Genomic DNA, 22,379 nt, shown 5'->3' on the forward strand with positions numbered 1-22,379 from the left:
GCAAGGAACCTGTTACAAGATTAGGCATTATCTGGCGCGCGGCCAGATACGAAAATCCCACAGCCGCCAGCAGGGCGGCTGTGGGATCAGTGCAGCACGCAGTCGCGTTTACTTGATCCTCTGACCCGGCTTGGCGCCGCTGTCGGGGCTCAACAGGTAGATCTCCTCACCCCCCGGGCCTGCCGCCATCACCATGCCTTCAGAGATGCCGAAGCGCATTTTGCGCGGCTTGAGGTTGGCGATCATCATCGTCAGCCGGCCTTCGAGCTTGGCCGGGTCCGGATAGGCGCTCTTGATGCCGGAGAATACGTTGCGTTGCTCGTCGCCGATGTCCAGGGTCAGGCGCAGCAGTTTATCCGCACCCTCCACGGCCTCTGCCTTGAGGATCAACGCGACGCGCAGGTCGACGGCGGCAAAGGTATCGAAATCGATTTCCGGCGACAGCGGGTCCTTGGCCAGTTCGCCGTTGCCGGCAGGAGCGCCGGTGTCGGTCTGGCTGGCAACCAGGTCTTCCTTGGAGGCGTCGGTCATGGCTTGCACCTTGGCGGCTTCGATACGGGTCATCAGCGGCTTGAATTCGTTCAGTTGATGGTTGCTCAGCAAGGTCTGGTGGTCGTCCCAGGTCAGCGGTGCCACGTTGAGGAACGCTTCGGCATCGGCGGCCAGCAGCGGCAGCACCGGCTTGAGGAAGATCACCAGCTGGCGGAACAGGTTGACGCCCAGGGCACAGATGGCCTGGACTTCATCCTGCTTGCCTTCCTGCTTGTTCAGCGACCAGGGCGCCTTGTCGGCGATCCAGGCATTGGCACGGTCGGCCAGGGCCATGATTTCACGCATCGCCCGGGCAAAGTCGCGGGTCTCGTAGGCCTCGGCGATGCTCGGTGCGGCGGCCAGGAAGGCGTCGGTCAGTTCCGGCGCGGCATTGCCGGCCACCAGGACCCCGGCGTTACCCTTGTGGATGAACCCGGCGCAACGGCTGGCAATGTTGACGACCTTGCCCACCAGGTCGGAGTTGACCTTCTGCACGAAGTCCTCGAGGTTCAGGTCCAGGTCGTCGACGCCGCGGCCCAGCTTGGCCGCGTAGTAGTAGCGCAGGTATTCCGGGGACAGGTGGTCCAGGTAGGTCCGTGCCTTGATGAAGGTACCGCGGGACTTGGACATCTTCTGGCCGTTGACGGTCAGGTAGCCGTGGACGTTGATGCCGGTCGGCTTGCGGAAACCGGCGCCTTCGAGCATCGCGGGCCAGAACAGTGCATGGAAATTGACGATGTCCTTGCCGATGAAATGGTACAGCTCGGCAGTGGAGTCCTTGCCCCAGAACGCGTCGAAGTCCAGCTCCGGCGTGCGGTCGCAAAGGTTCTTGAAGCTGGCCATGTAGCCGATGGGCGCATCCAGCCACACGTAGAAGTACTTGCCGGGTTCGCCAGGGATCTCGAAACCGAAATACGGGGCGTCGCGGGAGATGTCCCACTGCTGCAGGCCGGCGTCGAGCCACTCGGAGAGCTTGTTGGCGACGGCATCCTGCAGGGTGCCGCTGCGGGTCCAGGCCTGCAGCATCTGCTGGAAGTCCGGCAGCTTGAAGAAGAAATGCTCGGAGTCCTTGAGCACTGGCGTGGCACCGGAAATCGCCGACTTGGGGTCCTTCAGGTCGGTCGGTGCGTAGGTCGCGCCGCATTTCTCGCAGTTGTCGCCGTACTGGTCTTCGGTGCCGCATTTCGGGCAGGTGCCCTTGATGAAGCGGTCGGCCAGGAACATTTTCTTTTCCGGGTCGAAATACTGGGTGATCGAGCGCGTGGCGATGTGCCCGGCGTCACGCAGCTTCAGGTAGATCAGGCTCGACAGCTCACGGTTTTCTTCGGCGTGAGTGGAGTGGAAGTTATCGAAGTCCACCAGGAAGTCGGCAAAGTCGGCGCTGTGTTCAGCCTGGACATTGGCGATCAGTTGTTCCGGGGTGATGCCTTCCTTTTCCGCGCGCAACATGATGGCCGAACCGTGGGCGTCGTCGGCGCAGACATAGATGCATTGGTTGCCGCGATGCTTCTGGAAGCGCACCCACATATCGGTCTGGATGTACTCCAGCATATGGCCGAGGTGAATCGAACCATTGGCATAGGGCAGGGCACTGGTGACGAGGATCTTGCGTGGCTCGGACATGGGGCTCGGCTACTTGATGAAACGGAGGTCGGCCACTATAAAGCGCTGGGAAATATATTTCACCCCACCGGCCTGTTTCCGCATGCATCGATTGGGCGCGGTGAAGGGCGCCGGGCCACGATCTGTGGTGAATGGATCGAGCGAAACATCGCACCGCCCCGCTGGACTGCGCAGCAGTCGCAAAAACAGTCGAACCAGACCAACCCGGGCGCGAGGTTCTGGGGCGCTTCGCAACCCGGCGGGGATGAATCCCTCGCCACAAAAGGTGTTCGCCCTGTTGTAATCGGGTCGCCACGCGCAAGCGTGGGGCGTAGGATAGCGGCCTGTTTTCAAGTCCTGCTATCGGAGTTGCCCATGAGCGCCGTCAATCGCGCAACGGTGGAAGCCGTCCTTCGCCAATACACCGACCCCTACCTGAACCAGGATCCGGTCAGCGCCGGATGTGTGCGCGATATCGACGTGCAAGGCGATCGCGTCAACGTTCGATTGGAGATCGGCTATGCCGCCGACCTGTTCAAGGGCGGTTGGGCGCAGATGCTGCAGATGGCGATCGAGGCCCTGGACGGGGTGACGAGCGCCAAGGTCGAAATCACCAGTGTGATCGCCCCCCACAAGGCCCAGGCGCAGGTTCCTGGTCTGGCGAACGTCAAGAATGTCATTGCCGTGGCCTCGGGCAAGGGCGGTGTGGGCAAATCCACCACCGCCGCCAACCTGGCCCTGGCCCTCGCCCGGGAAGGGGCGAAGGTCGGCATGCTGGATGCGGACATCTATGGACCGAGCCAGGGCATCATGTTCGGCATTGCCGAGGGCACCCGGCCGCAGGTCAAGGACCAGAAATGGTTCGTACCGATCCAGTCCCACGGCGTGGAAGTCATGTCCATGGCGTTCCTCACCGACGACAACACGCCGATGGTCTGGCGCGGACCGATGGTGTCCGGTGCCTTGCTGCAACTGGTGACGCAGACCGCCTGGGGCGACCTGGACTACCTGGTGATCGACATGCCGCCCGGCACTGGCGATATCCAGCTGACCCTTGCACAGAAAGTCCCGGTGGCCGGTGCGGTGATCGTCACCACCCCACAGGACCTGGCACTGCTGGACGCCCGCAAGGGGGTGGAGATGTTCCGCAAGGTGAACATCCCGGTGCTGGGCGTGGTGGAGAACATGGCCGTGCACATCTGTTCGAACTGCGGGCATGCGGAACATCTGTTCGGCGAAGGTGGCGGCGAGAAACTGGCGAACCAGTACGGCGTCGAGCTGTTGGCTTCGTTGCCGCTGTCCATGCTGATCCGCGAACAATCCGATGGTGGCAAGCCGACTGTCATTGCCGAGCCGGAAAGCCAGATCGCCATGGTCTACCAGGAACTGGCCCGTCACGTGGGCGCGCGGATCGTCCTGCAGGAAGCGGCGATGCCGTCGATGCCGAACATTACCGTCAGCGACGACTGATCTCACGCCGACCCTCGTGGAAGCGGGCAAGCCCGCTCCCGCAAGGGGACGTGGCGGTTCTACATCCGCAACCCGCCATCCATCTCCAGAATGCGGCCGGTGTAGTAGTCGTTCTCGAAGATATAGGCCGCCGAATGGGCGATCTCTTCAGGCCTGCCCATGCGTCTCAGGGGAATGGCGCTGGTCATTCTCTCCAGCGCCTCGGGTTTCATGCCCAGGGTCATCTCTGTCTCGATAAAGCCCGGTGCGATGCCGGCCACACGGATACCGTAGCGCGCCAGTTCCTTGGCCCAGGTCACGGTAGCGGCTGCCACGCCGGCCTTGGCGGCCGAATAGTTGGTCTGGCCGATATTGCCCGCCCGGGAAATCGAGGAAATATTGATGATGGCACCGCTGTTCTTCAGTTCGACCATCTTCGCGGCCACCTCGCGGGTGCACAGAAACACCCCCGTAAGGTTCACATCGATCACTGCCTGCCACTGGGCCAGGCTCATCTTGGTCATTTCGCCGTCCTTGACCTTGAGCAGCAAGCCGTCACGCAGGATCCCGGCGTTGTTGATCAGCCCGTGGATCGCTCCGAAATCTTCGGCCACCCGGGCGACCATGTCGCTGACCTGTTCTTCATTGGCGACGTTGCACAGGTAGGCGCGGGCCTCGACGCCCCTGGCCTTGCAGGCGGCAACCGCCTGGTCGAGTTTTTCCTGATTGAGGTCCACCAGGGCGAGCTTTGCGCCTTTGTCGGCGAAATACTCGGCCATGGAGCGGCCCAGACCCTGGCAACCGCCGGTGATAATGATTACTTTGTCGGTGAGTTGCATTCTCATGTCCCGGTGGCGCAGCGGTGAAGGGGAGCCCTGTGACGGCCTCTCGATCGGCGACGGTCGTTCAGCTGCGCAGAGAACTGCCCGTTGAGGGGCTGAAACATAGCCCGAACGCCTGACCGTTTTTAGACGGCTTTCACTAAAGGAGTCATAAATTGAGCGTTGACGTTGCCAAGCATGCACGAGAATTGCTGCTCAAGGAATACCGTGGAATGCTCTCCACCCATTCCAAGTCCATGCCCGGCTTTCCGTTCGGTTCCGTGGTGCCTTACTGCCTGGACGAGCAGGGCCGGCCGCTGATCCTGATCAGCCGCATCGCCCAGCACACCCATAACCTGCAAAAAGACCCCAAATGCTCGATGCTGGTGGGCGAACGGGGAGCCGAGGACGTGCAGGCCGTGGGGCGCCTGACCTATCTGGCCGAGGCGCAAAAGCTCGAAGACAGCGCAGCCATCGAGGCCGCCGCCGAGCGCTATTACCGCTACTTCCCCGAGTCGCGGAACTACCACCAGGCCCACGATTTCGATTTCTGGGTGCTCAGCCCGGTGCGCCACCGCTATATCGGTGGCTTCGGCGCCATTCACTGGATCGACCGGATTACGCTTGCGAACCCCTTCGCTGGCAAGGCGGAGGCGAGCATGATCGAGCACATGAATGCCGATCATGCCAAGGCCATTGCTCATTATGTGGAATTGGCCAATCTTCCCAGGACCGAGCCGGCGCAACTGGTAGGCATCGACAGTGAAGGCATGCACCTGCGCATCGGCCAAGGACTGCATTGGCTGGCGTTCCAGGCACCTTGCAACACGCCGACACAAGTACGCGAAGCCTTGGTTTATCTGGCTCACGCCGAACAATGGCCAAAAAATGCAGAGGCCGACGCTTGAATTCACGAAAGGGTGACGTCATTTAGGGTTTCATAGCTGGTGGCCTGTGTGGCTGATTCGAGTACAGGCCACCAGGCATTCTTGCGTTGAGGAACCCTTTGATGCGCCCTTTTTTGTTGCTCTTCCTGCTATTCCCGGTGCTGGAGCTGTTTGTATTCGTCAAGGTCAGCGGTGCGATCGGGTTTTTCCCGGCCCTCTTGCTGGTGATTCTCGGCTCCATGCTCGGCGTATTCGTATTGCGTATCGCCGGTCTCGCCACGGCACTGCGTGCTCGTGAAAGCCTGAACCGTGGCGAACTGCCCGCCCAGACCATGCTCGAAGGCCTGATGCTGGCCTTGGGCGGTGGCCTGTTGATCCTGCCAGGCTTCATCAGCGATGTGCTGGGCCTGATCATGCTGTTGCCTTTCACCCGTCGGATGCTGGCCAACAAGATGCGCCAGCGTGCCGAAGAGCAGGCCATGCGCCAGCGTGCCTTTTCCGACGATCTACAGCCTCGTGGCGGCCCGGCACCGCGGGAGCCCCTGGGCCGAGAGCCGAACGTGATCGAAGGCGAGTTCGAACACCGCGACTCCAAGTAGACCCACCGCACGGCACCTTCGGGTGCCGTGTTCGTTTTCGGGGCGCCGGAAGAAAATTTTTTCGTCCCGGCCCTTGTAATCGTCTTGTACGCCCTTATGTATCGGTCACCGCAAGGTTCCCGGTGGCAACACTGGACAGACTTCCGCGGTTCGGCTGACGAACCGCATCCGGCTTTGCCGGCTTTTGTTAAACCCGCCGGGAATACACCGGCCGATGAAAACCAAAATTAGGAGAGATCGACAATGAAGCTTCGTCCTCTGCATGACCGCGTCGTCATCCGTCGCAGCGAAGAAGAGAAGAAAACCGCTGGCGGTATCGTCCTGCCAGGTTCGGCTGCTGAAAAAGCCAACCACGGTGAAGTTCTCGCTGTAGGCCCAGGCAAGGCACTGGAAAACGGTGAAGTACGTGCGCCGGCCGTGAAAGTGGGTGACAAGGTTGTGTTCGGCCCTTACTCCGGCAGCAACACTGTGAAAGTCGACGGCGAAGACCTGCTGGTAATGAGCGAGAACGAAATCCTCGCTGTTATCGAAGGCTGATTTCTCCCGCCCATTTTTCCCGTTACTACAAAGTATTTAAGGAATATCGATCATGGCTGCTAAAGAAGTTAAATTCGGCGACTCCGCCCGCAAGAAAATGCTCACCGGTGTCAATGTCCTGGCTGACGCAGTAAAAGCGACCCTGGGCCCGAAAGGCCGTAACGTGATCATCGAGAAAAGCTTCGGCGCTCCGACCATCACCAAGGACGGCGTTTCCGTAGCCAAGGAAATCGAACTCGAAGATCGTTTCGAAAACATGGGCGCGCAGCTGGTCAAGGACGTTGCCTCCCGTGCCAACGATGACGCGGGCGACGGCACCACCACCGCCACCGTTCTGGCTCAGTCGATCGTCAACGAAGGCCTGAAGGCTGTCGCTGCCGGCATGAACCCGATGGACCTCAAGCGCGGTATCGACAAGGCCACCATCGCCATCGTCAAGGAGCTCAAGGGCCTGTCCAAGCCTTGCGCTGACTCCAAGGCGATTGCCCAGGTCGGCACCATCTCTGCCAACTCCGACAACTCCATCGGTGACATCATCGCTGAAGCCATGGAAAAAGTCGGTAAAGAAGGCGTGATCACCGTCGAAGAAGGTTCGGGCCTGGAAAACGAACTGTCGGTTGTCGAAGGCATGCAGTTCGACCGCGGCTACCTGTCCCCGTACTTCGTCAACAAGCCAGACACCATGGTTGCCGAGCTGGAAAGCCCGCTGATCCTGCTGGTGGACAAAAAGATCTCCAACATCCGCGAAATGCTGCCGGTGCTGGAAGCCGTTGCCAAAGCTGGCCGTCCACTGCTGATCGTGGCCGAAGACGTCGAAGGCGAAGCCCTGGCGACCCTGGTCGTGAACAACATGCGTGGCATCGTCAAGGTCGCGGCCGTCAAGGCTCCAGGCTTCGGCGACCGTCGCAAGGCCATGCTGCAGGACATCGCCGTCCTGACTGGCGGTACCGTAATCTCCGAAGAGATCGGCCTGAGCCTGGAAAGCACGACCCTGGAGCACCTGGGTAATGCCAAGCGCGTGACCCTGTCCAAGGAAAACACCATCATCGTCGACGGTGCTGGCGTACAAGGCGACATCGAAGCGCGTATCGCACAGATCCGTGCCCAGGTTGCCGAAACTTCCTCGGACTACGACCGTGAAAAACTGCAAGAGCGTCTGGCCAAGCTGTCCGGCGGCGTTGCGGTGATCAAGGTTGGCGCCGGTTCCGAAGTCGAAATGAAAGAGAAGAAAGCCCGCGTTGAAGACGCCCTGCACGCTACCCGTGCAGCCGTTGAAGAAGGCGTGGTACCTGGCGGTGGCGTAGCCCTGATCCGTGCTCTGGAAGCATTGACCCAACTGAAAGGCGACAATGCCGATCAGGACGTTGGTATCGCTGTGCTGCGTCGCGCTGTTGAAGCGCCGCTGCGTCAGATCGTTGCCAACTCCGGCGACGAGCCAAGCGTTGTGGTCGACAAGGTCAAGAACGGCGAGGGCAGCTTCGGTTACAACGCTGCCACTGGCGAGTACGGCGACATGATCGAAATGGGCATCCTGGACCCAACCAAGGTGACCCGTTCGGCCCTGCAGGCCGCTGCTTCCATCGGCGGTCTGATCCTGACCACCGAAGCTGCGGTTGCTGATGCACCGAAGAAAGAAGGTGCAGCTGGCGGCGGCATGCCAGACATGGGCGGCATGGGTGGCATGGGCGGCATGATGTAAGCCAGCCTTACCCCTGTACTGAAAAACCCCGTCTGCGTCAGCAGGCGGGGTTTAATGAGATGGTCAGCCTGACCGAGAAGCCCTGCAGGTTTACGCTTGCAGGGCTTTTCTCGTTTTCGGCGGAGGATCTCTCATGAACACGATGACGCTTCTCGGCATCGACATTGGTAAACACAGTTTCCATCTGCACGGCCAGGACGCCAAAGGTCATCAGGTTTTGCGCAAGAAAACCAGCCGCAGCCAATTGCTCGGCACATTGGCCCAACTGCCGGCCTGCACGGTGGTGATGGAGTCGTGTGGCGGTGCCCACTGGCTGGCTCGACAGGTTGAGGCATTGGGCCACGAGGTAAAACTGATTGCCCCGCAATACGTTAAGCCGTTCGTCAAAGGCAACAAAAACGACTTCATTGATGCCGAAGCGATTTGCGAGGCGGCGAGCCGCCCCGCGATGCGCTTCTGCTCGATTAAAACCGCAGAGCAACAAACGCTTTCAGCTTTGCATCGTGTCCGAGATTCCTTGATTGGCCATCGCACCGTCGCGACCAATCAGATTCATGGTTTTTTGCTGGAATTCGGGATCAGCCTGCCCATTGGCGCAACGGCGTTGAACCGCGTGCCAGCGCTGCTGGACGATCCACAACATCCGGTTCCATTGCGCCTAAAGAGCGTGTTGATGCGTCTTCATCGTCAAATCCAACAGCTGAATGATGAAATCAAGGACATCGAGTCCGACCTGAAACAGCAGTTGAAAGAAGACGATGCCGGAAATCGTTTGCAGAGTATTCCTGGCATCGGCCCAATCACCGCCAGTGCGGTATTGGCGGATGTGGGCGATGCGTCGAACTATCGAAGTGGACGCGATTTTGCCGCTTCGCTGGGGCTGGTGCCGAGGCAGTATTCGACGGGTGGGAAGACGGTGCTTCTGGGGATCAGCAAGCGTGGCGACAAGCACATCCGCCAATTGCTGGTACAGGGCGCGCGATCCGTTATTCAGCATATCGATAAGCGAGAGGACGCCTTGGGGCCTTGGGTTCGAGAGCTACTGACGCGTCGCCACTCCAATGTCGTCGCGTGTGCGCTAGCAAACAAACTGGCGCGAATCGTGTGGGCGGTACTGGCCAAAGGCGGCCAGTACGACCCACATCCGAACGCTTGAATGCACAGCGTTACCACCGGCTTTTGCGACGTCACTGACTGATGACAGTAAACGGCAAACGGCCCGACTGAGAACCTGGCAATAAAATCAGCTTTAGAAGCTGAGGGTTTTTTCAGGACAGTCGGGAGCGGCTACTCATCGAGGGCCGAGCGTTGTTGCAGCAACGCTCACAACGAGCCCGGATACATTAGCGCAAGCCAGCTTTACCGAAAACAGCCCATGAGGTTGCAGGAGAAGGGCTGACCATACATTTTATTCGCTTCAAAAATGTTAGCTCGAAATGGCGGTGTGGCTATCCCGTTCAGGCATTGGCGGGACGCGCCTCGGCTACCGACTCATTTGTGGAAGCTGGCCGGTACAGGATGTAGTAATAACATCCCAGGCAAATCAGCCAGCAGAACACCGCCGTCCACACATTGTGGGAAAAGAAGTGTGCTCCCTGCATCATCCGACCGACAGAAAACACCGTGCCCAGGGCGAAGGCCAATACCAGCGTCTGGCGGGCGAGGCGCGGGCGACGGTCGCGCAGGGCGAAGAACAGCGCAAACAAGGTGAAGCCGGTCGCCGCATGGCCGCCGGGCCAGCATCGGCCAGGCTTGTCGGTGGCAGGGCGAGGACTCAGCAGTTCACTGTAGGCTTCGCTGCCGCCAAATTCCTTCAGGCTCCAGGGACATTGCACCGCCGTCACGGCTTTCATCGGGGTAACGAAAGAAGTCGCCAGGGCCAGGGATAAGACCAGGCAGCCCATCTCGCGTTTGAAGGGTTTGAGTCGGGCGACGAAAAACGTGCCGATGAAACCGAGGATCGCCAGCACGGAAAAACCGATGACCATCTGTTTGGCCCGGTCATGCAGGATGTCTTCCAGAAAAAAACTGTGCCGGCCGATGAAACCACCACCGGCCGGGTCGTAGAACAGCCTGGCCAGCTCCATGTCCACGGTCGTCGCCTCCAGTAGCACCAGAATCAGGGCAACCACGGCGGGCACGCCCAGGGCGATCCGGAAATTCAAGGGTCTGGAAGCGGGACGGATGGCTGTGTGGACCATGGCGGTACCTTCGATGGCAGTGTTCATGAACGGCAATGCGCGCAGTCTGCCCGGCGCTGCGTTGGGGAGGTGTGAATGCCCGGTGAAAAACTCGTCAAGATCCTTTTTCCGGAAAGGTCCCCTCAAGGTTCACCGGCGAGGACCAAAGATGCGCCTCTAGCCGGAAGCTACGCTTGGCCTTAAGCTGCGCGGGCCACGAAGACCGTCTAGCGTGAGCGGAGGAGATCCCATGCGAATTCTGTTGGTTGAAGACAACCGTGACATCCTGGCCAACCTGGCCGATTACCTGGGGCTCAAAGGCTATACCGTCGATTGCGCACAGGACGGTTTGTCGGGGTTGCATCTGGCCGCGACCGAGCACTACGACCTGATCGTGCTCGATATCATGCTGCCGGGGATCGACGGCTACACCTTGTGCAAGCGCCTGCGGGAAGATGCCCGGCGCGACACGCCCGTGATCATGCTCACGGCTCGCGACCAACTGGATGATCGCTTGCAAGGTTTCAAATCCGGGGCCGACGATTACCTGATCAAACCCTTTGCCCTGTCGGAACTGGCGGCACGGATCGAAGCCGTGATGCGTCGGACCCAGGGCGGCGGTCGGCGCGCCTTGCAGGTTGGCGACCTGAGCTACGACCTCGACACCCTGGAAGTGACACGCGAAGGCAAGCTGCTCAAGCTCAACCCGGTCGGCCTGAAGCTGCTGGCAGTACTGATGCAGAAGAGCCCCCACGTGTTGCGCCGGGAAATCCTCGAGGAAGCCTTGTGGGGCGACGACTGCCCGGACAGCGACAGCCTGCGCAGCCACGTTCACCAATTGCGCCAGGTGATCGACAAGCCTTTCGACAAACCCCTGCTGCATACCGTGCACGGCGTGGGTTATCGCCTGGCCGAGGGCCGAGATGGAGTTTAAGCAGAGCCTTGCCCAACGGATCATCATCGCTTTTGCACTGATGAGCGCGTTGGTGGCCGGAGCGTTCGCCATGGGCATCGTGGCGACGGTCCATCTGGTGGAAGAAAAGTTGATTTCCGCCGGGCTGGGAGGCGACCTGCAGCGCCTGTTGCTGATGGACAGCGTGTCGGACTGGAGCCATCGCCCGGAACCCGACCAGCTGTTCTACTTCAGTGGTGGCCCGGGCGACTTCGAGTTGCCCAAGGATCTGCGTCATCTGGAACGCGGTTTCCATGAAGTGTTCCGGGAGCAGTTGTCCTATCACGCCATGGTGGAGATCGTGGACGGTCGGCACTACGTGCTGCTGCAAGACCAGAGCGATTTCGAGGAGCGTGAACGGGTACTGTTCGCCGTGGTGCTGGTGGGGTTCGTGCTCAGCCTGGCGCTTGCAGTGTTCCTGGGTTGGGTCCTGGCTCGTCGGGTGATGGCGCCGGTGGTGCGCCTGGCCCAGCAAGTGCGCCATCGAGACCAGCTCCTCGGGCTCGCCCCGCCGTTGGCCCCCGATTATGCCGCCGATGAGGTGGGCGAACTTGCCGTGGCATTCGACGCCACGCTGGGGCGTTTGCGCCAGGCGTTGACGCGGGAACGGTTGTTCACCAGTGATGTGAGTCACGAGTTGCGCACTCCGTTGATGGTGCTGGCGACGTCCTGCGAGCTGTTGCTGGAGAACCCGGCCTTGGATCAACGCGGTCGCACCCAGGTCGAGCGTATCAACCGCGCCAGTGAAGAGATGCGTGAGCTGGTGCAGACCTTCCTGATGCTCGCCAGGACCCAGCGTGAAGACAGTGGCATGTCCCCTCGAATGACGCTGGGCCAAGTCGCCGATAACCTCATCGGGTTGTGGCGAACCCCGATCGAGTCCAAGGGCCTGGAACTGATCTTCGAGCCCGGGCATCCCCCCGATACCCTGTACAACGCGACATTCCTGACAGCCGTCATGGGCAACCTGTTGCGCAACGCCTTGCACTACACAGACCAGGGGTTCATTCGCCTCACGCTGAATTCCAGCGGGTTCGTGGTCGAGGACAGCGGGGTCGGTATTCCCGAGGAGAAGCGCGAGGCGATGTTCGAACCGTTCGTACGCGGCAACGAAAAACGCGGAGAAGGGCTTGGGTTGGGGCTGTCGCTGGTGCAGCGAATCTGTGAGAACCAGGGCTGGACGGTGAGCCTCAGCACCATGGAGCCTAACGGTTGCCATTTCGAAGTGGACTTGAATCCGCAGCCTTGAACGTTCCCGTCACCTGCTTGCATGTCGAAAAGTCTTGAAAACATTCGGCCGTTTACACGACGAAGTTTTCACAAAGACATGACCTGACGCCAACATGCCCAACCCTAAGGTGGAAGCCATTCAGTAATGGAGGCTTCTCACCATGTCAAATGCCATCAAGCTCGATTTCTCTGAAAAGTACGACGAGCAGCATGCCCAGCAATACCTGCATAAACACCGTGACGGCTTGAGTCGGCGCCTTTCCCATCAGCGTGACGAGCAACTGGCCCGGCGGGCATTGGCGCTTGCGGGGGATCCTGGCCTGGTGCTGGATTTGCCATGTGGTGCCGGGCGTTTCTGGCCCTTGCTGGCGGAAAAACCTAATCGGGTCATCATCGGTGCGGACAATTCCGAGGCGATGCTCATGACGGCATTGAAGGCCCAGCCGACCGATGTCGTAAAACGGGTACGACCTTTGCACACATCTGCGTTCGACATTGCCTTGCCTGATAACGCCGTCGACAGCATTTTTTGCATGCGTTTGTTGCACCACATCGGTGAAGCCGCGCACCGACTGGCGATCCTGCGGGAATTCCAGCGTGTCAGTCGAGACAGCGTGATCGTTTCATTGTGGGTCGATGGCAATTTCAAGGCCTGGAAGCGCAAGCGCCTGGAACGTTCACGTGGGCAGAAAGACTACCAGAACAGATTTGTGTTACCGGCCGCTACAGTCGAGGAAGAATTCCGACAGACTGGGTTCCGTATTCAAGAACGATTGGATTTCCTACCGCTCTATGCCATGTGGCGAGTTTATGTATTACGCAAGAGGTAACAGCATGGTTGCGCAGGCGCAAGAGGTACCGACGGTTCACCTTGGCAATTTCGATCACTTCTGGAACCAGCAGGGGGAGTGGGTCGAAGCACCCAATGTGCGCCGTGGCGGTGAAAGCGGTGTGCAGCGGATCCACAATGATGACGGCAATCTACTGTACGCCAAGCGTCAGATCGGTCATGTGTACCGCAGCTTTTTCCATCCGTTTGGTCGGCCAACCGTACTGCGCGAGCAGGACGCGCTGCTGGCTCTGACTCGGCTGGACGTTGGCGTCCCCCAGATCATCTTTTGCGGCGCCCAGCGCGATCCGGTCCATAAATGGCGTGCACTGTTGGTGACCCATGCGTTGGATGGCTTCGTGGAGTTGGAACAGTGGTATGCCGCAGGCGAACGCGAGCGTCATGGCGAAGCGCTGCATGAGCGTATCCTCCAGGCATTGGCTGAGAACCTGGCTCGCATGCACAAAGGTCGCTGGCAACACGGCTGCCTCTATATGAAGCATGTGTTTGTGCGGGTCAGCGGCGAGGGCGAGTTTGCCAAGGCCGAGGTGGCCCTGTTGGACCTGGAGAAGTGCCGCCAGCGACTGACTGCCCGAAGTGCCGCCTCCCATGACTTGAAGCAGCTGCGTCGCCATTCGTCGTTCAGCGAGTCTGACTGGAGAAAACTCGTCTACTTTTATGAGGCGGCGTTTGGCAGCGCTATCAAAGGCTTATGACGATGAAATTGGAAATTGCTAGAGGTGTGTTCCTGGTGGGAGCCCTGGCAGTGACATCGATGGCGGTGGCTGTCTGGGAACAGCCTCGTTCGCAGATCCTCAATGCCTCCCACACCGATGCACATTGCCCATTGCCGCGGGTGGCCAAGGCCAGTGAGGCGGTCAGGCCGGATCAGGACCTGTTGCTGTTCATGTTCGGTCTTTCCCAAGGCATGAGGCCACAGAGTTGAGTTTCACGAAACCAGAATGAAAAGGCCTCGCTTGTACGAGGCCTTTTCATTTCATGCAGTCTTGTCCGGCTTGGCCAGCAGCGTGTAGATGCAGGGCAGTACGAACAGGGTGAACAGGGTGCCGATGGACATGCCGGTGGCAATCACCATGCCGATGTCGAAGCGGCTGACCGCCCCGGCACCCGTGGCCAGGATCAGCGGTACCATGCCAAACACCATCGCCGCGGTGGTCATCAGTACTGGCCGCAAGCGAATCGAGGCGGCCTGCTCCACGGCTTCCCTTGGTGCCAGCCCCTGTTCCTTGCGCAACTGGTTGGCAAACTCGACGATCAGGATCCCGTGCTTGCTGATCAGGCCGATCAGCGTCACCAACCCTACCTGGGTATAGATGTTCATGCTCGACCAGCCGAGGAACAGCGGAATCAGTGCTCCGCAAATGGACAGCGGCACTGTCACCAGGATGACCAGTGGATCCCGGAAACTCTCGAACTGGGCGGCCAGTACCAGGAAGATGATTGCCAGGGCCAGGGCAAAGGTGACCCACAGTGCGCTGCCTTCCTGGACGAACTGACGCGATGCGCCTGCATAGTCGAAGGCGAACCCCGTTGGCGCTTCTTCCTGGGCGATCTGGCGAACCGTCTCGATCGCCTCGCCCATGCTGACGATGGGAAAACCTGAAATCGTGACTGCGTTGAGCTGCTGGAACTGGTTCAACTGCCGCGGTCGAGCCCGATCACTGACCTTGATCAGCGTGGACAGGGGGAGCGATTCGCCCTGGGCATTCTTGACGTAATAGTTGTTCAGCCAGTCCGGGTTGTCCCGGTAGGGGCGTTCTACCTGGGCGATGACCTTGTAGCTGCGCCCTTCGATGGTAAAGCGGTTGATTTCCGATTCCCCCAGCAGCGTGGCGAGGGTGCCGCCAAGGTCCTGCATCGATACGCTCATCTGGGCGGCCTTGGCGCGATCGATGTCCACGACGACCTCGGGTTTGTCGAAGGCCAGGTCGATGTCCATGAAGGCGAACTTGCCGGACTCCAGCGCGCGTTTCTTGACCCGCTCGGCAATCTCCAGCAGCGTCGCGTAGTCTTTCGGCGCGTTGATGACGAATGCAAAGGGCAGCCCCTCGCCAGTGCCCGGCAGGGAAGGCAGGTTGAAGCCGAAGATCTGCAGGCCCGGTATCGTCTCCAGTCGTTCCTGGACTTCAGGCAGGATTTCCATCTGGGTGCGGTCGCGTTCGTTCCAGGGCTTGAGGAGGAAACCACCGATACCGGACTGGACGCCGTTGTAGCCATTGATCTGGAACGAGGAGTAGTACTCCGGGAATTCCTTGAAGATCGTGAGGAAGTGGTCGGTGTAGGCGTTCAGGTAATCGAGGTTGGTGTGCTGTGGCGCGCTGGCCATCATGAAGATGATGCCCTGGTCTTCATCGGGGGCCAGCTCGGATTTGGTGAACATGACCAGCACCGGAATCAGCAGCAATACGATCACCGCGAATACCAGCACCGCCGGCCGGGTATTGAGGGTGCCGTGGAGCATGCGCTGGTAGCGGCTTTTCAGGCGTTCGAACATGCCATCCAGGCGATGAGCCAGGCCCGAAGGGTTTTCGTCGCGCCGCAGCAGCATGGCGCACATCATCGGCGACAAGGTCAGGGCAACGATGCCGGATATCACCACGGCACCGGCCAGGGTCAGGGCGAACTCCTTGAACAAGGCGCCTGTCAGGCCTTCCAGCAGGCCGATCGGCGCATACACCGCTGCCAGGGTGATGGTCATCGAGACCACCGGCATGGCAATTTCCCGGGCGCCTTCCAGCGCAGCGTCGAACGGGCTCTTGCCTTCCTCGATATGCCGGTGGATGTTCTCCACCACGACGATGGCATCGTCCACCACCAGGCCGATGGCCAGCACCATGGCGAGCAGCGTCAGCAGGTTCATCGAGTAGCCCATCAACTGCATGAAGAACATCACGCCGATCATCGACAGCGGGATGGTCACCACCGGGATGACGACCGAACGCAGCGCACCGAGGAAGAGAAAGACCACGACGATGACGATCAGCACGGCTTCGAAGAGGGTCTTCACCACTTCATCGATGGAAGCCTGGATGAACAGCGTCGCGTCATAGGCGATCTCGGCCTTCAGGTTCGACGGCAGCTGGGCTTCCAGTTCCGGCATGACCCGGCGTACTTCCTTGATCACGTCCAGCGGGTTGGCGCCGGGGGTGGCCTTGATGCCGATGTAAACGGAGGGGGTGCCCCCGAAGGAGCTGATGGTGTCGTAGTTTTCCGCGCCCATCTCCACCCGCGCCACGTCCCGTAGCAGCACGCGGCTGTCACCCTCGGTCTTGAGCGGAATCGCGGCGAAGGCTTCCGCGGTCTTGAGCTCGGTATTGGCGTTGATGCTGGTGACGACGTATTCGCCTTTCACTTCGCCGGCGGCCGAGAGGAAGTTGTACTGGCGCACGGCAGCTGTCACGTCGGCGGCGGTCAGGCCGAAGCCGGCGAGCTTGACCGGGTCCAGCCACAGGCGCATGGCGAAGACCTGGTTGCCGAGGATTTCCGCTTCAGCCATGCCAGGGAGGGTGGCCAGCTTGGGCTGGACCACCCGCGACAGGTAGTCGGTGATCTGCGGGTTGCTCAGTTCCTGGCTGTAGAAACTGATGTACATCAGCGCCGAGGCATCGGCCGCCTCACGGCTGAGCACCGGGTCTTCCGCGTCCTGGGGCAGCTCGTTCTTGACTTCGTTGGCCTTGGCCAGCAGCTCGGTGAACAGCCGGTCGTTGTTGGTGCCGATGCGGGCATAGACCGAGATCACCGAGAAGTTCTGGCGGCTGACCGAGGTCATGTAGTCGATGCCCTCGGCGCTGGCCAGGCTCTGTTGCATCGGCTGGGTGATATAGCCCTGGATGGTCTCGGCGTTTGCCCCCGGATAGGCGGTGGTCACCGTGATCAGGGCGTTTTCCATTTGCGGGTATTGCCGCAGGGGCAACTTGCTCCAGGCCTGGAAGCCCAGCAGAACGATCAACAGGCTGACCACGGTGGCGAGCACCGGGCGGCGGATGAACGGATCGGTAAAAGCCATGGGGATTCCTTGATCAGTCCGCGCGTGGCGGGCTGTTCTGTTCGGTCAGGGTCTTGTCATCGCTGATGGCGACGGGGGTGCCGTTATCGAGCTTGATCTGGCCGGCGATCACGACCTGTTCACCGCTTTGCACGCCCTTGGAGACCAGCACCTGACCGTCACGGCGCTCACCGGTCTCGACGAAACGCCGTTCGGCGATCAGCACTGGCTGGCCCTTGTCATCCTTTTCAGTGCTGCCGTCGGCGGCTTTCTTCTGCGTCACCACGTACATGGAGTTGCCATAGAGGGTGTAGGTCACGGCACTTTCCGGTACGACGATGCCGGCAGCCATCTCCGGCAGGATCACCTGGAGGCTGGCGAACATGCCGGGTAGCAGCTTGCCGTCGGGGTTGGCCAGGGTGGCGCGCACCAGTACGTTGCGAGTGCTGTCCTCGACCTTGGGGTTGATGGCGCTGATGGTGCCGACGAAGGTCTGGCCCGGATAGGCCGATACGTTCACGTTGACCGGTTGGGCAATGGCAAGCCTGGGCACCGTCTGTTCGGGCACATAGAAATCCACGTAGAGGCTGCTGAGGTCTTGCAGGGTGGCGATTACCGTACCGCTGGCCAGGTAGTCGCCGACATCCACCTGGCGAATGCCGATGGTGCCGCTGAACGGCGCGACGATCTGTTTCTTGGCCAGCGAAGCCTTCAGTTGGTTGACCGTGGCCTGGTTCTTCTTGAGTTGCGCCCCGAGCCGGTCGAATTCGCCCTTGGAGATCGCCTGGCTGCCTACCAGCTGCCGGCCGCGGCCGAAGTCCAGTTGCGACAGGCCAAGGTCCGCCTGGGCGGTTTCCAGCAGGGCGGTTTCGACATCACTGTCCAGTTGCAGCAGGGGCTGGCCGGCCTTGACCTTTTGTCCCGACTGGAAGAGCACCTTCTGCACGGTCCCGGCGATCTCCAGGCTCAGGTCCACGCCTTGCAGTGCCTTGAGGCTGCCAACGGTGGGCAGTCGTGCCTGCCAGGGTTGTTCGGCGGCGGTGGCCACTGCCACGCTGATGGGCGGTTTCGGTGCAGAAAACATCTGGATCTGCTGGTAAACGGAGAAGGCCTTGTAGCCAGCCAGCAACAGCACCACCAGCAGGACAACACCCAACATGATCAGCATGCGGCGTCGCAGCATGTTCCACTTCCTTGGAAAAGCCTAAAAGAAATACAGTCAGGCGGGCACCTTACTCCGAGTGTGCGGGGGATTCCAGATGTTGTCGGGGGGCTGTCGCGTAGGATTATTCCTGAAATTTCAAGGGGCTCGGCCCAGGCGGCTTCGCCCCTTCGATCACACCAGGTGCAAATGGTTGTCCCAGAGCCCCGCTGGCAGGTCCAGCGGTTTTGCAACCAGTTGTGGCTGGCGGCAATCGTAATAGCGGCATCGGCCTTGACCCGAGGTCACGACGAAACCGTCGGCCACCGCACCCACGCCGGCGCAGTCTGGAAGAGGCGCGTCCAGGCGCACTTCGCCGCTGTCCAGGTCCCAGATGAAAAAGCGATTGCCCCGCGGCGCCGTCAGGGCCACCAGGCGCAGCTCGCTGTGCACGGCGACACTGGCGGTGTAGTGCCCCATCGCCTGCAACTGGTGGTCGGCCACCGGGAACGCCTTGAATGGCTGGCCCGGGCGCTTGATTGCCAGCAGCTCTGAGGATTCGTGAGGATCGCCCATGAACTGCTGGCCGGACACGATGGTGCCATCGCTGGCTATGCCCAGGTGGCGCACGCTGTTCATCGGTTGGGCGAGGGTTTCCTTGCTCAGCAGCGTGCCATCGCGCCGCATCAGGACCAGGCTCGGCTCCATGGCGTCGAGGTTCATCTCTACCCGGCTCTCGGCCTCGGTGCGGATGCCGCCATTGGCCACCACCAGGGTCTCGCCGTCGGGCAGCCACGACACCTGGTGCGGGCCGATGCCATGGGTGGAAATCTCGCCGCTGTGCACCAGGCGCTCGCCGTCGAAACGGTACATGCCCAGCAGGCCGCGTCCCGGATCGCTGGTGTCGTTCTCGGTGGCGTACAGCCATTCGCCGCTGCCATGGATCACCGCGTGACCATAGAAATGTCGGTTCGGCAACGAAGCGATCGTCTGCAGCAAGGCTCCGTCGCGCAGGTCGATCAGATAGCTTTCGGTGCCCGGACGCCGGGCGACGAACAGGGCGATGGGCCGTGTCGGATGGTTGACGATGTCATGGCAGCGTTGCCCGACCCGGGTGGCGAATACTTGCGTGCCATCCAGTCGGTAGCCGACGGCATAGTGCTTGCCGTCACCATCGTCTCGTGCCGACAGCAGTAGCGGACTCTTGTCCTTTTGCTTGAACAGCGTCCAGCCGCCCAGGGTAACGGCACCGAGCAGCAAGCTGCCCAGCGCCAGAGCCTGACGTCGAAACATGATCAGTCACCGTCGTTGGCGTTGAAGCCCAGTTGGATGCCCAGCGCCTTGGCCAGTTCACCTTCGTGCAGGCGATGGACGACATTGAGGCTGTCGTACAGATCGTTGAGTTGCTGGCGACCGGCGTCGTCGCCGAGCATTTCGGTCAGCGAACGCTGGCTGCTGGCGAACAGTTTCAGCGAAGCGTCATAGGCGGCGTCGATCTTGTCGGCCAGCGGTTTCTGGTCGCTTGGCAGCAAGCCGCGCAGGCCTTTGTTATCCACGCCTTCCCAGACGGTCCGGGCAGCACTCAGGCTGGCCTCCAGGCCTTGCAACGAGGATTGGCTGCGCCAGGCATCGGCCTGGAAAGGTTGTGGGACGCCCTTGCTCTGACGGCCCATCGGGGTGCCGAGTTTTTTCTTCAGGGTGTCCAGGGCGGTGACCTGGACACGTAGCAGGTCGGCAATGGCCTCATGGGAGTCGGCGTAGCGCTGGTTGGGGAACTTGCTCATCTGGGCGAGCATGCCGTCGTTGGTGTTCCAGCGCGACAGGATCTCTTCGGCGAGTTGTTTCTGGCGTTCGCCAATGGCCATCAGCAGCGGGCAATACTTGGCTTTCTGCGCGCTGTCGGCCATGTCGATCCGGGCGTCGAACAGCAGGTATTCGTAGGCCGACAGGCCCTGGACCACGACGCTGGACTTGGCCAGGCCGGCAGCGTCGATCTGCGGCTGGCTGTTGACCAGTTGCTCGACCTGACGGCCTACCAGGTTCTTCTTGTCCGGCCAGAACTGCACCTGCCAGGCGCGGTTGCCCTCGGCCAACGGGCCGATCAGCAGCGGCTGGAGTTCGGCCCAGGCCTTTTGTGCCTTGAGGAAATCGGCGCGAGCGGTCTCCAGGTTTTCCTTGCCCTGGCAGAACGCCAGGGCGCTGGCTGCCAGTTGTCGGTCGGCATCGACCCAGCGGCTGTAGGTCGGCAGGATCACTTGCTTGGCGATAGCCGCCGAGGTGACCGCCTGTGGATCCTGTGGCGAGCAGGCACCGAGGGCGAGGGCGGCGAGGCTGGTGAACAACAGCTTGGGACGGAACATTGTCGGGCTCCCGTTTTTCGGAAAATGCGTTTAAAGAGAATTCAGGAACGCCAGCAACGCGGCGCGCTGCTCGGCATTGAACGCCAGGACCTGGCGCTGCGCCGCTTGTGCTTCGCCGCCATGCCAAAGCACGGCTTCGAGCAGGTTGCGGGCGCGACCGTCGTGCAAGAACTGGGTGTGGCCGTTGACAGTTTCGGTCAGGCCGATGCCCCACAGCGGCGCAGTGCGCCAGTCACGGCCACTGGCCTTGAATTCGCTGCGGTTGTCGGCCAGCCCTTCGCCCATGTCGTGCAGCAGCAGGTCGGTGTAGGGCCGGATGACCTGGTTTGCCAGCTCCGGTTCGGCGGCGTTGGCCGAGGTGGTGTACTGCGGTGTGTGACACGATTGGCAGCCGGCCTGGAAAAACAGGTTCTTGCCGGCCAGCACCTGGGGCGAGTCGACATCGCGACGGGCTGGCACGGCGAGGTTGCGGCTATAGAACAGCACCAGCCGCAGGATGTTGTCGCTGACTTCCGGCTCGCCGTCCGGGCCATTGCCACTGGGAGCGCGTTTGCAATCGACCTGGGCCTGGGTGCAATCGTCGAACGGGCGCAGGCTTGTCGTCAGGCCCATATCGCCGGAAAAGGCATGAACGTTCTGTTGGTTCAGGTTGGGCTGGCCGGCCTTCCAGCCGAAGCGCCCCATGACGGTTTTGTGCTGGGCATCGTCCCAGACCTGGTTCGGTCGCCCGGCGATGCCGTTGCTTTCCCGCGCCTGGGCCTCGGCATTCGCCAGGATCGCAGCGTCGGGAATGGCCTCCAGCAGCCCCAGGCCGATCATCGGTGGAGCGACGCGGGCGGAAAAGCGCGTGTCGGGATGCATCGGTCCATAACCGAGCTGGGTGATCCGCAACTCAGGCTTGCGCAACTCCACGACGGTGCCATCTTCGAAGCGCACAGGAACGGCGGAGTAATCGACCCGTACCTTGCCTTCCGGGACGACACCTGGCACGGACATGTCCTGCAGTTGCCCGCCGTAGACGGGCTCGGGCACCACACCCAGTTGTTCGATGACCTTGGCGTACGGCGGTGCGTCGGGTATCGACAGGCGCACCAGCATCGATACCGCACTGGTCGCGCCGGGTTCCGGCGGATGGCCGCGACCATCCTTGATGTGGCAGTTCTGGCAGGCGTTGGTGTTGAACAATGGCCCAAGACCATCCCGGGCAGTGGTGGTGGACGGCGCGATCACCCAGGGGCTGCGGAAGAAACTGTTGCCGACACTGAAATCCACGCGCCGCGAGGGTGGCAGGTTGGCCGAAGGCAGCGAGAAGGCATTCTGATCGGCCTTGCGTACCGTCGCCGCGCCACCGGATCGGGCTTCACCCGGTTCGGCCTGGGTAAAGCGCGGGGCGTCGTCGCAGGCACTCAGGCCCAAGGCCATGAACAGTGCACATAGACGAAGAGGCAACGACAGCATCGGGCGACCTGGGAGATAGGTGAAAAGAGGGCGCAAAGTCTAACAGGGCGGGGCGGTTTGAATAAGAGGAATTATCGTTTGCTCTGATGGCGAACAGC

At 61.0% G+C, this 22,379-nt stretch carries 19 protein-coding genes; 11 read left to right on the forward strand and 8 right to left on the reverse strand.

The window, feature by feature from the left end; translation table 11 throughout:
- Window positions 1–108: 108 nt before the first annotated feature.
- Window positions 109–2,154 (reverse strand): methionine--tRNA ligase, encoded by a 2,046-nt coding sequence (gene metG / locus BW992_RS13515; RefSeq protein WP_072431858.1) that lies wholly within the window; start codon window positions 2,152–2,154, stop codon window positions 109–111.
- A gap of 354 nt (window positions 2,155–2,508) precedes the next feature.
- On the opposite strand from metG, the gene apbC reads away from it, so the two are divergent.
- Window positions 2,509–3,603: an iron-sulfur cluster carrier protein ApbC gene (gene apbC / locus BW992_RS13520; protein WP_076406404.1), complete on the forward strand. Its 1,095-nt coding sequence runs from the start codon at window positions 2,509–2,511 to the stop codon at window positions 3,601–3,603.
- Between the two features lie 59 nt (window positions 3,604–3,662).
- Here apbC and BW992_RS13525 read toward each other — a convergent pair whose 3' ends face one another.
- A complete protein-coding gene (locus tag BW992_RS13525; protein ID WP_072394994.1) occupies window positions 3,663–4,421 on the reverse strand; it encodes an SDR family oxidoreductase in 759 nt (252 codons plus the stop codon).
- A 158-nt stretch (window positions 4,422–4,579) separates the two neighbouring features.
- Between BW992_RS13525 and BW992_RS13530 the strand changes: the two genes are divergently transcribed.
- The 5 genes from BW992_RS13530 (at window position 4,580) to BW992_RS13550 (ending at window position 9,281) form a co-directional block, all read left to right on the forward strand.
- Window positions 4,580–5,311 carry a HugZ family pyridoxamine 5'-phosphate oxidase gene (locus tag BW992_RS13530; RefSeq protein ID WP_072394992.1) on the forward strand — a complete coding sequence of 244 codons (732 nt, stop codon included), beginning with the start codon at window positions 4,580–4,582 and terminating at the stop codon, window positions 5,309–5,311.
- Between the two features lie 101 nt (window positions 5,312–5,412).
- Window positions 5,413–5,889 carry an FxsA family protein gene (locus BW992_RS13535; protein WP_072394990.1) on the forward strand — a complete coding sequence of 159 codons (477 nt, stop codon included), beginning with the start codon at window positions 5,413–5,415 and terminating at the stop codon, window positions 5,887–5,889.
- Window positions 5,890–6,132: 243 nt separating this feature from the next.
- Window positions 6,133–6,426, forward strand: a complete 294-nt coding sequence (locus BW992_RS13540; RefSeq protein ID WP_072394988.1) for a co-chaperone GroES — start codon at window positions 6,133–6,135, stop codon at window positions 6,424–6,426.
- A gap of 52 nt (window positions 6,427–6,478) precedes the next feature.
- Complete coding sequence (gene groL / locus BW992_RS13545) at window positions 6,479–8,125, forward strand: chaperonin GroEL (protein ID WP_072394986.1); 1,647 nt, start codon at window positions 6,479–6,481, stop codon at window positions 8,123–8,125.
- 133 nt (window positions 8,126–8,258) lie between these two features.
- Window positions 8,259–9,281, forward strand: coding sequence for an IS110 family transposase (locus tag BW992_RS13550; protein ID WP_076406323.1), 1,023 nt, complete (start codon window positions 8,259–8,261; stop codon window positions 9,279–9,281).
- A 301-nt stretch (window positions 9,282–9,582) separates the two neighbouring features.
- Here the strand turns inward: BW992_RS13550 and BW992_RS13555 are convergent, their stop codons facing one another.
- Window positions 9,583–10,326: a phosphatase PAP2 family protein gene (locus BW992_RS13555; RefSeq protein ID WP_072432026.1), complete on the reverse strand. Its 744-nt coding sequence runs from the start codon at window positions 10,324–10,326 to the stop codon at window positions 9,583–9,585.
- A gap of 229 nt (window positions 10,327–10,555) precedes the next feature.
- On the opposite strand from BW992_RS13555, the gene colR reads away from it, so the two are divergent.
- The 5 genes from colR to BW992_RS13580 all read left to right on the forward strand — a co-directional run bounded on the left by colR (window position 10,556) and on the right by BW992_RS13580 (window position 14,262).
- Window positions 10,556–11,239 carry a two-component system response regulator ColR gene (colR, locus tag BW992_RS13560; protein ID WP_072394984.1) on the forward strand — a complete coding sequence of 228 codons (684 nt, stop codon included), beginning with the start codon at window positions 10,556–10,558 and terminating at the stop codon, window positions 11,237–11,239.
- Entirely contained in the window at window positions 11,229–12,506 is a 1,278-nt protein-coding gene (locus BW992_RS13565) for a sensor histidine kinase (protein WP_072394982.1), read from the forward strand. Before colR ends, BW992_RS13565 begins: the two co-directional genes overlap by 11 nt.
- Window positions 12,507–12,648: 142 nt before the next feature.
- Window positions 12,649–13,317, forward strand: a complete 669-nt coding sequence (locus BW992_RS13570; protein WP_072394980.1) for a class I SAM-dependent methyltransferase — start codon at window positions 12,649–12,651, stop codon at window positions 13,315–13,317.
- A gap of 4 nt (window positions 13,318–13,321) precedes the next feature.
- Window positions 13,322–14,032 (forward strand): lipopolysaccharide kinase InaA family protein, encoded by a 711-nt coding sequence (locus BW992_RS13575; protein ID WP_072432008.1) that lies wholly within the window; start codon window positions 13,322–13,324, stop codon window positions 14,030–14,032.
- A gap of 2 nt (window positions 14,033–14,034) precedes the next feature.
- The gene (locus BW992_RS13580) at window positions 14,035–14,262 is read left to right on the forward strand and encodes a hypothetical protein (protein WP_072394976.1); all 228 of its coding nucleotides are present in this window, start codon (window positions 14,035–14,037) and stop codon (window positions 14,260–14,262) included.
- Window positions 14,263–14,313: 51 nt separating this feature from the next.
- Here BW992_RS13580 and BW992_RS13585 read toward each other — a convergent pair whose 3' ends face one another.
- The 5 genes from BW992_RS13585 to BW992_RS13605 all read right to left on the reverse strand — a co-directional run bounded on the left by BW992_RS13585 (window position 14,314) and on the right by BW992_RS13605 (window position 22,281).
- Window positions 14,314–17,343, reverse strand: coding sequence for a multidrug efflux RND transporter permease subunit (locus BW992_RS13585; protein ID WP_076406406.1), 3,030 nt, complete (start codon window positions 17,341–17,343; stop codon window positions 14,314–14,316).
- Window positions 17,344–17,356: 13 nt separating this feature from the next.
- Window positions 17,357–18,505, reverse strand: a complete 1,149-nt coding sequence (locus tag BW992_RS13590; RefSeq protein WP_072394972.1) for an efflux RND transporter periplasmic adaptor subunit — start codon at window positions 18,503–18,505, stop codon at window positions 17,357–17,359.
- 153 nt (window positions 18,506–18,658) lie between these two features.
- A complete protein-coding gene (locus BW992_RS13595; RefSeq protein ID WP_072394970.1) occupies window positions 18,659–19,756 on the reverse strand; it encodes a DUF1513 domain-containing protein in 1,098 nt (365 codons plus the stop codon).
- A gap of 2 nt (window positions 19,757–19,758) precedes the next feature.
- Window positions 19,759–20,823, reverse strand: a complete 1,065-nt coding sequence (locus BW992_RS13600; protein WP_072432009.1) for an imelysin family protein — start codon at window positions 20,821–20,823, stop codon at window positions 19,759–19,761.
- Window positions 20,824–20,853: 30 nt separating this feature from the next.
- Window positions 20,854–22,281: a di-heme oxidoreductase family protein gene (locus BW992_RS13605; protein ID WP_072458728.1), complete on the reverse strand. Its 1,428-nt coding sequence runs from the start codon at window positions 22,279–22,281 to the stop codon at window positions 20,854–20,856.
- Window positions 22,282–22,379 lie beyond the last annotated feature (98 nt).

It is taken from the genome of Pseudomonas sp. 7SR1, assembly GCF_900156465.1.
Classification (GTDB): domain Bacteria; phylum Pseudomonadota; class Gammaproteobacteria; order Pseudomonadales; family Pseudomonadaceae; genus Aquipseudomonas.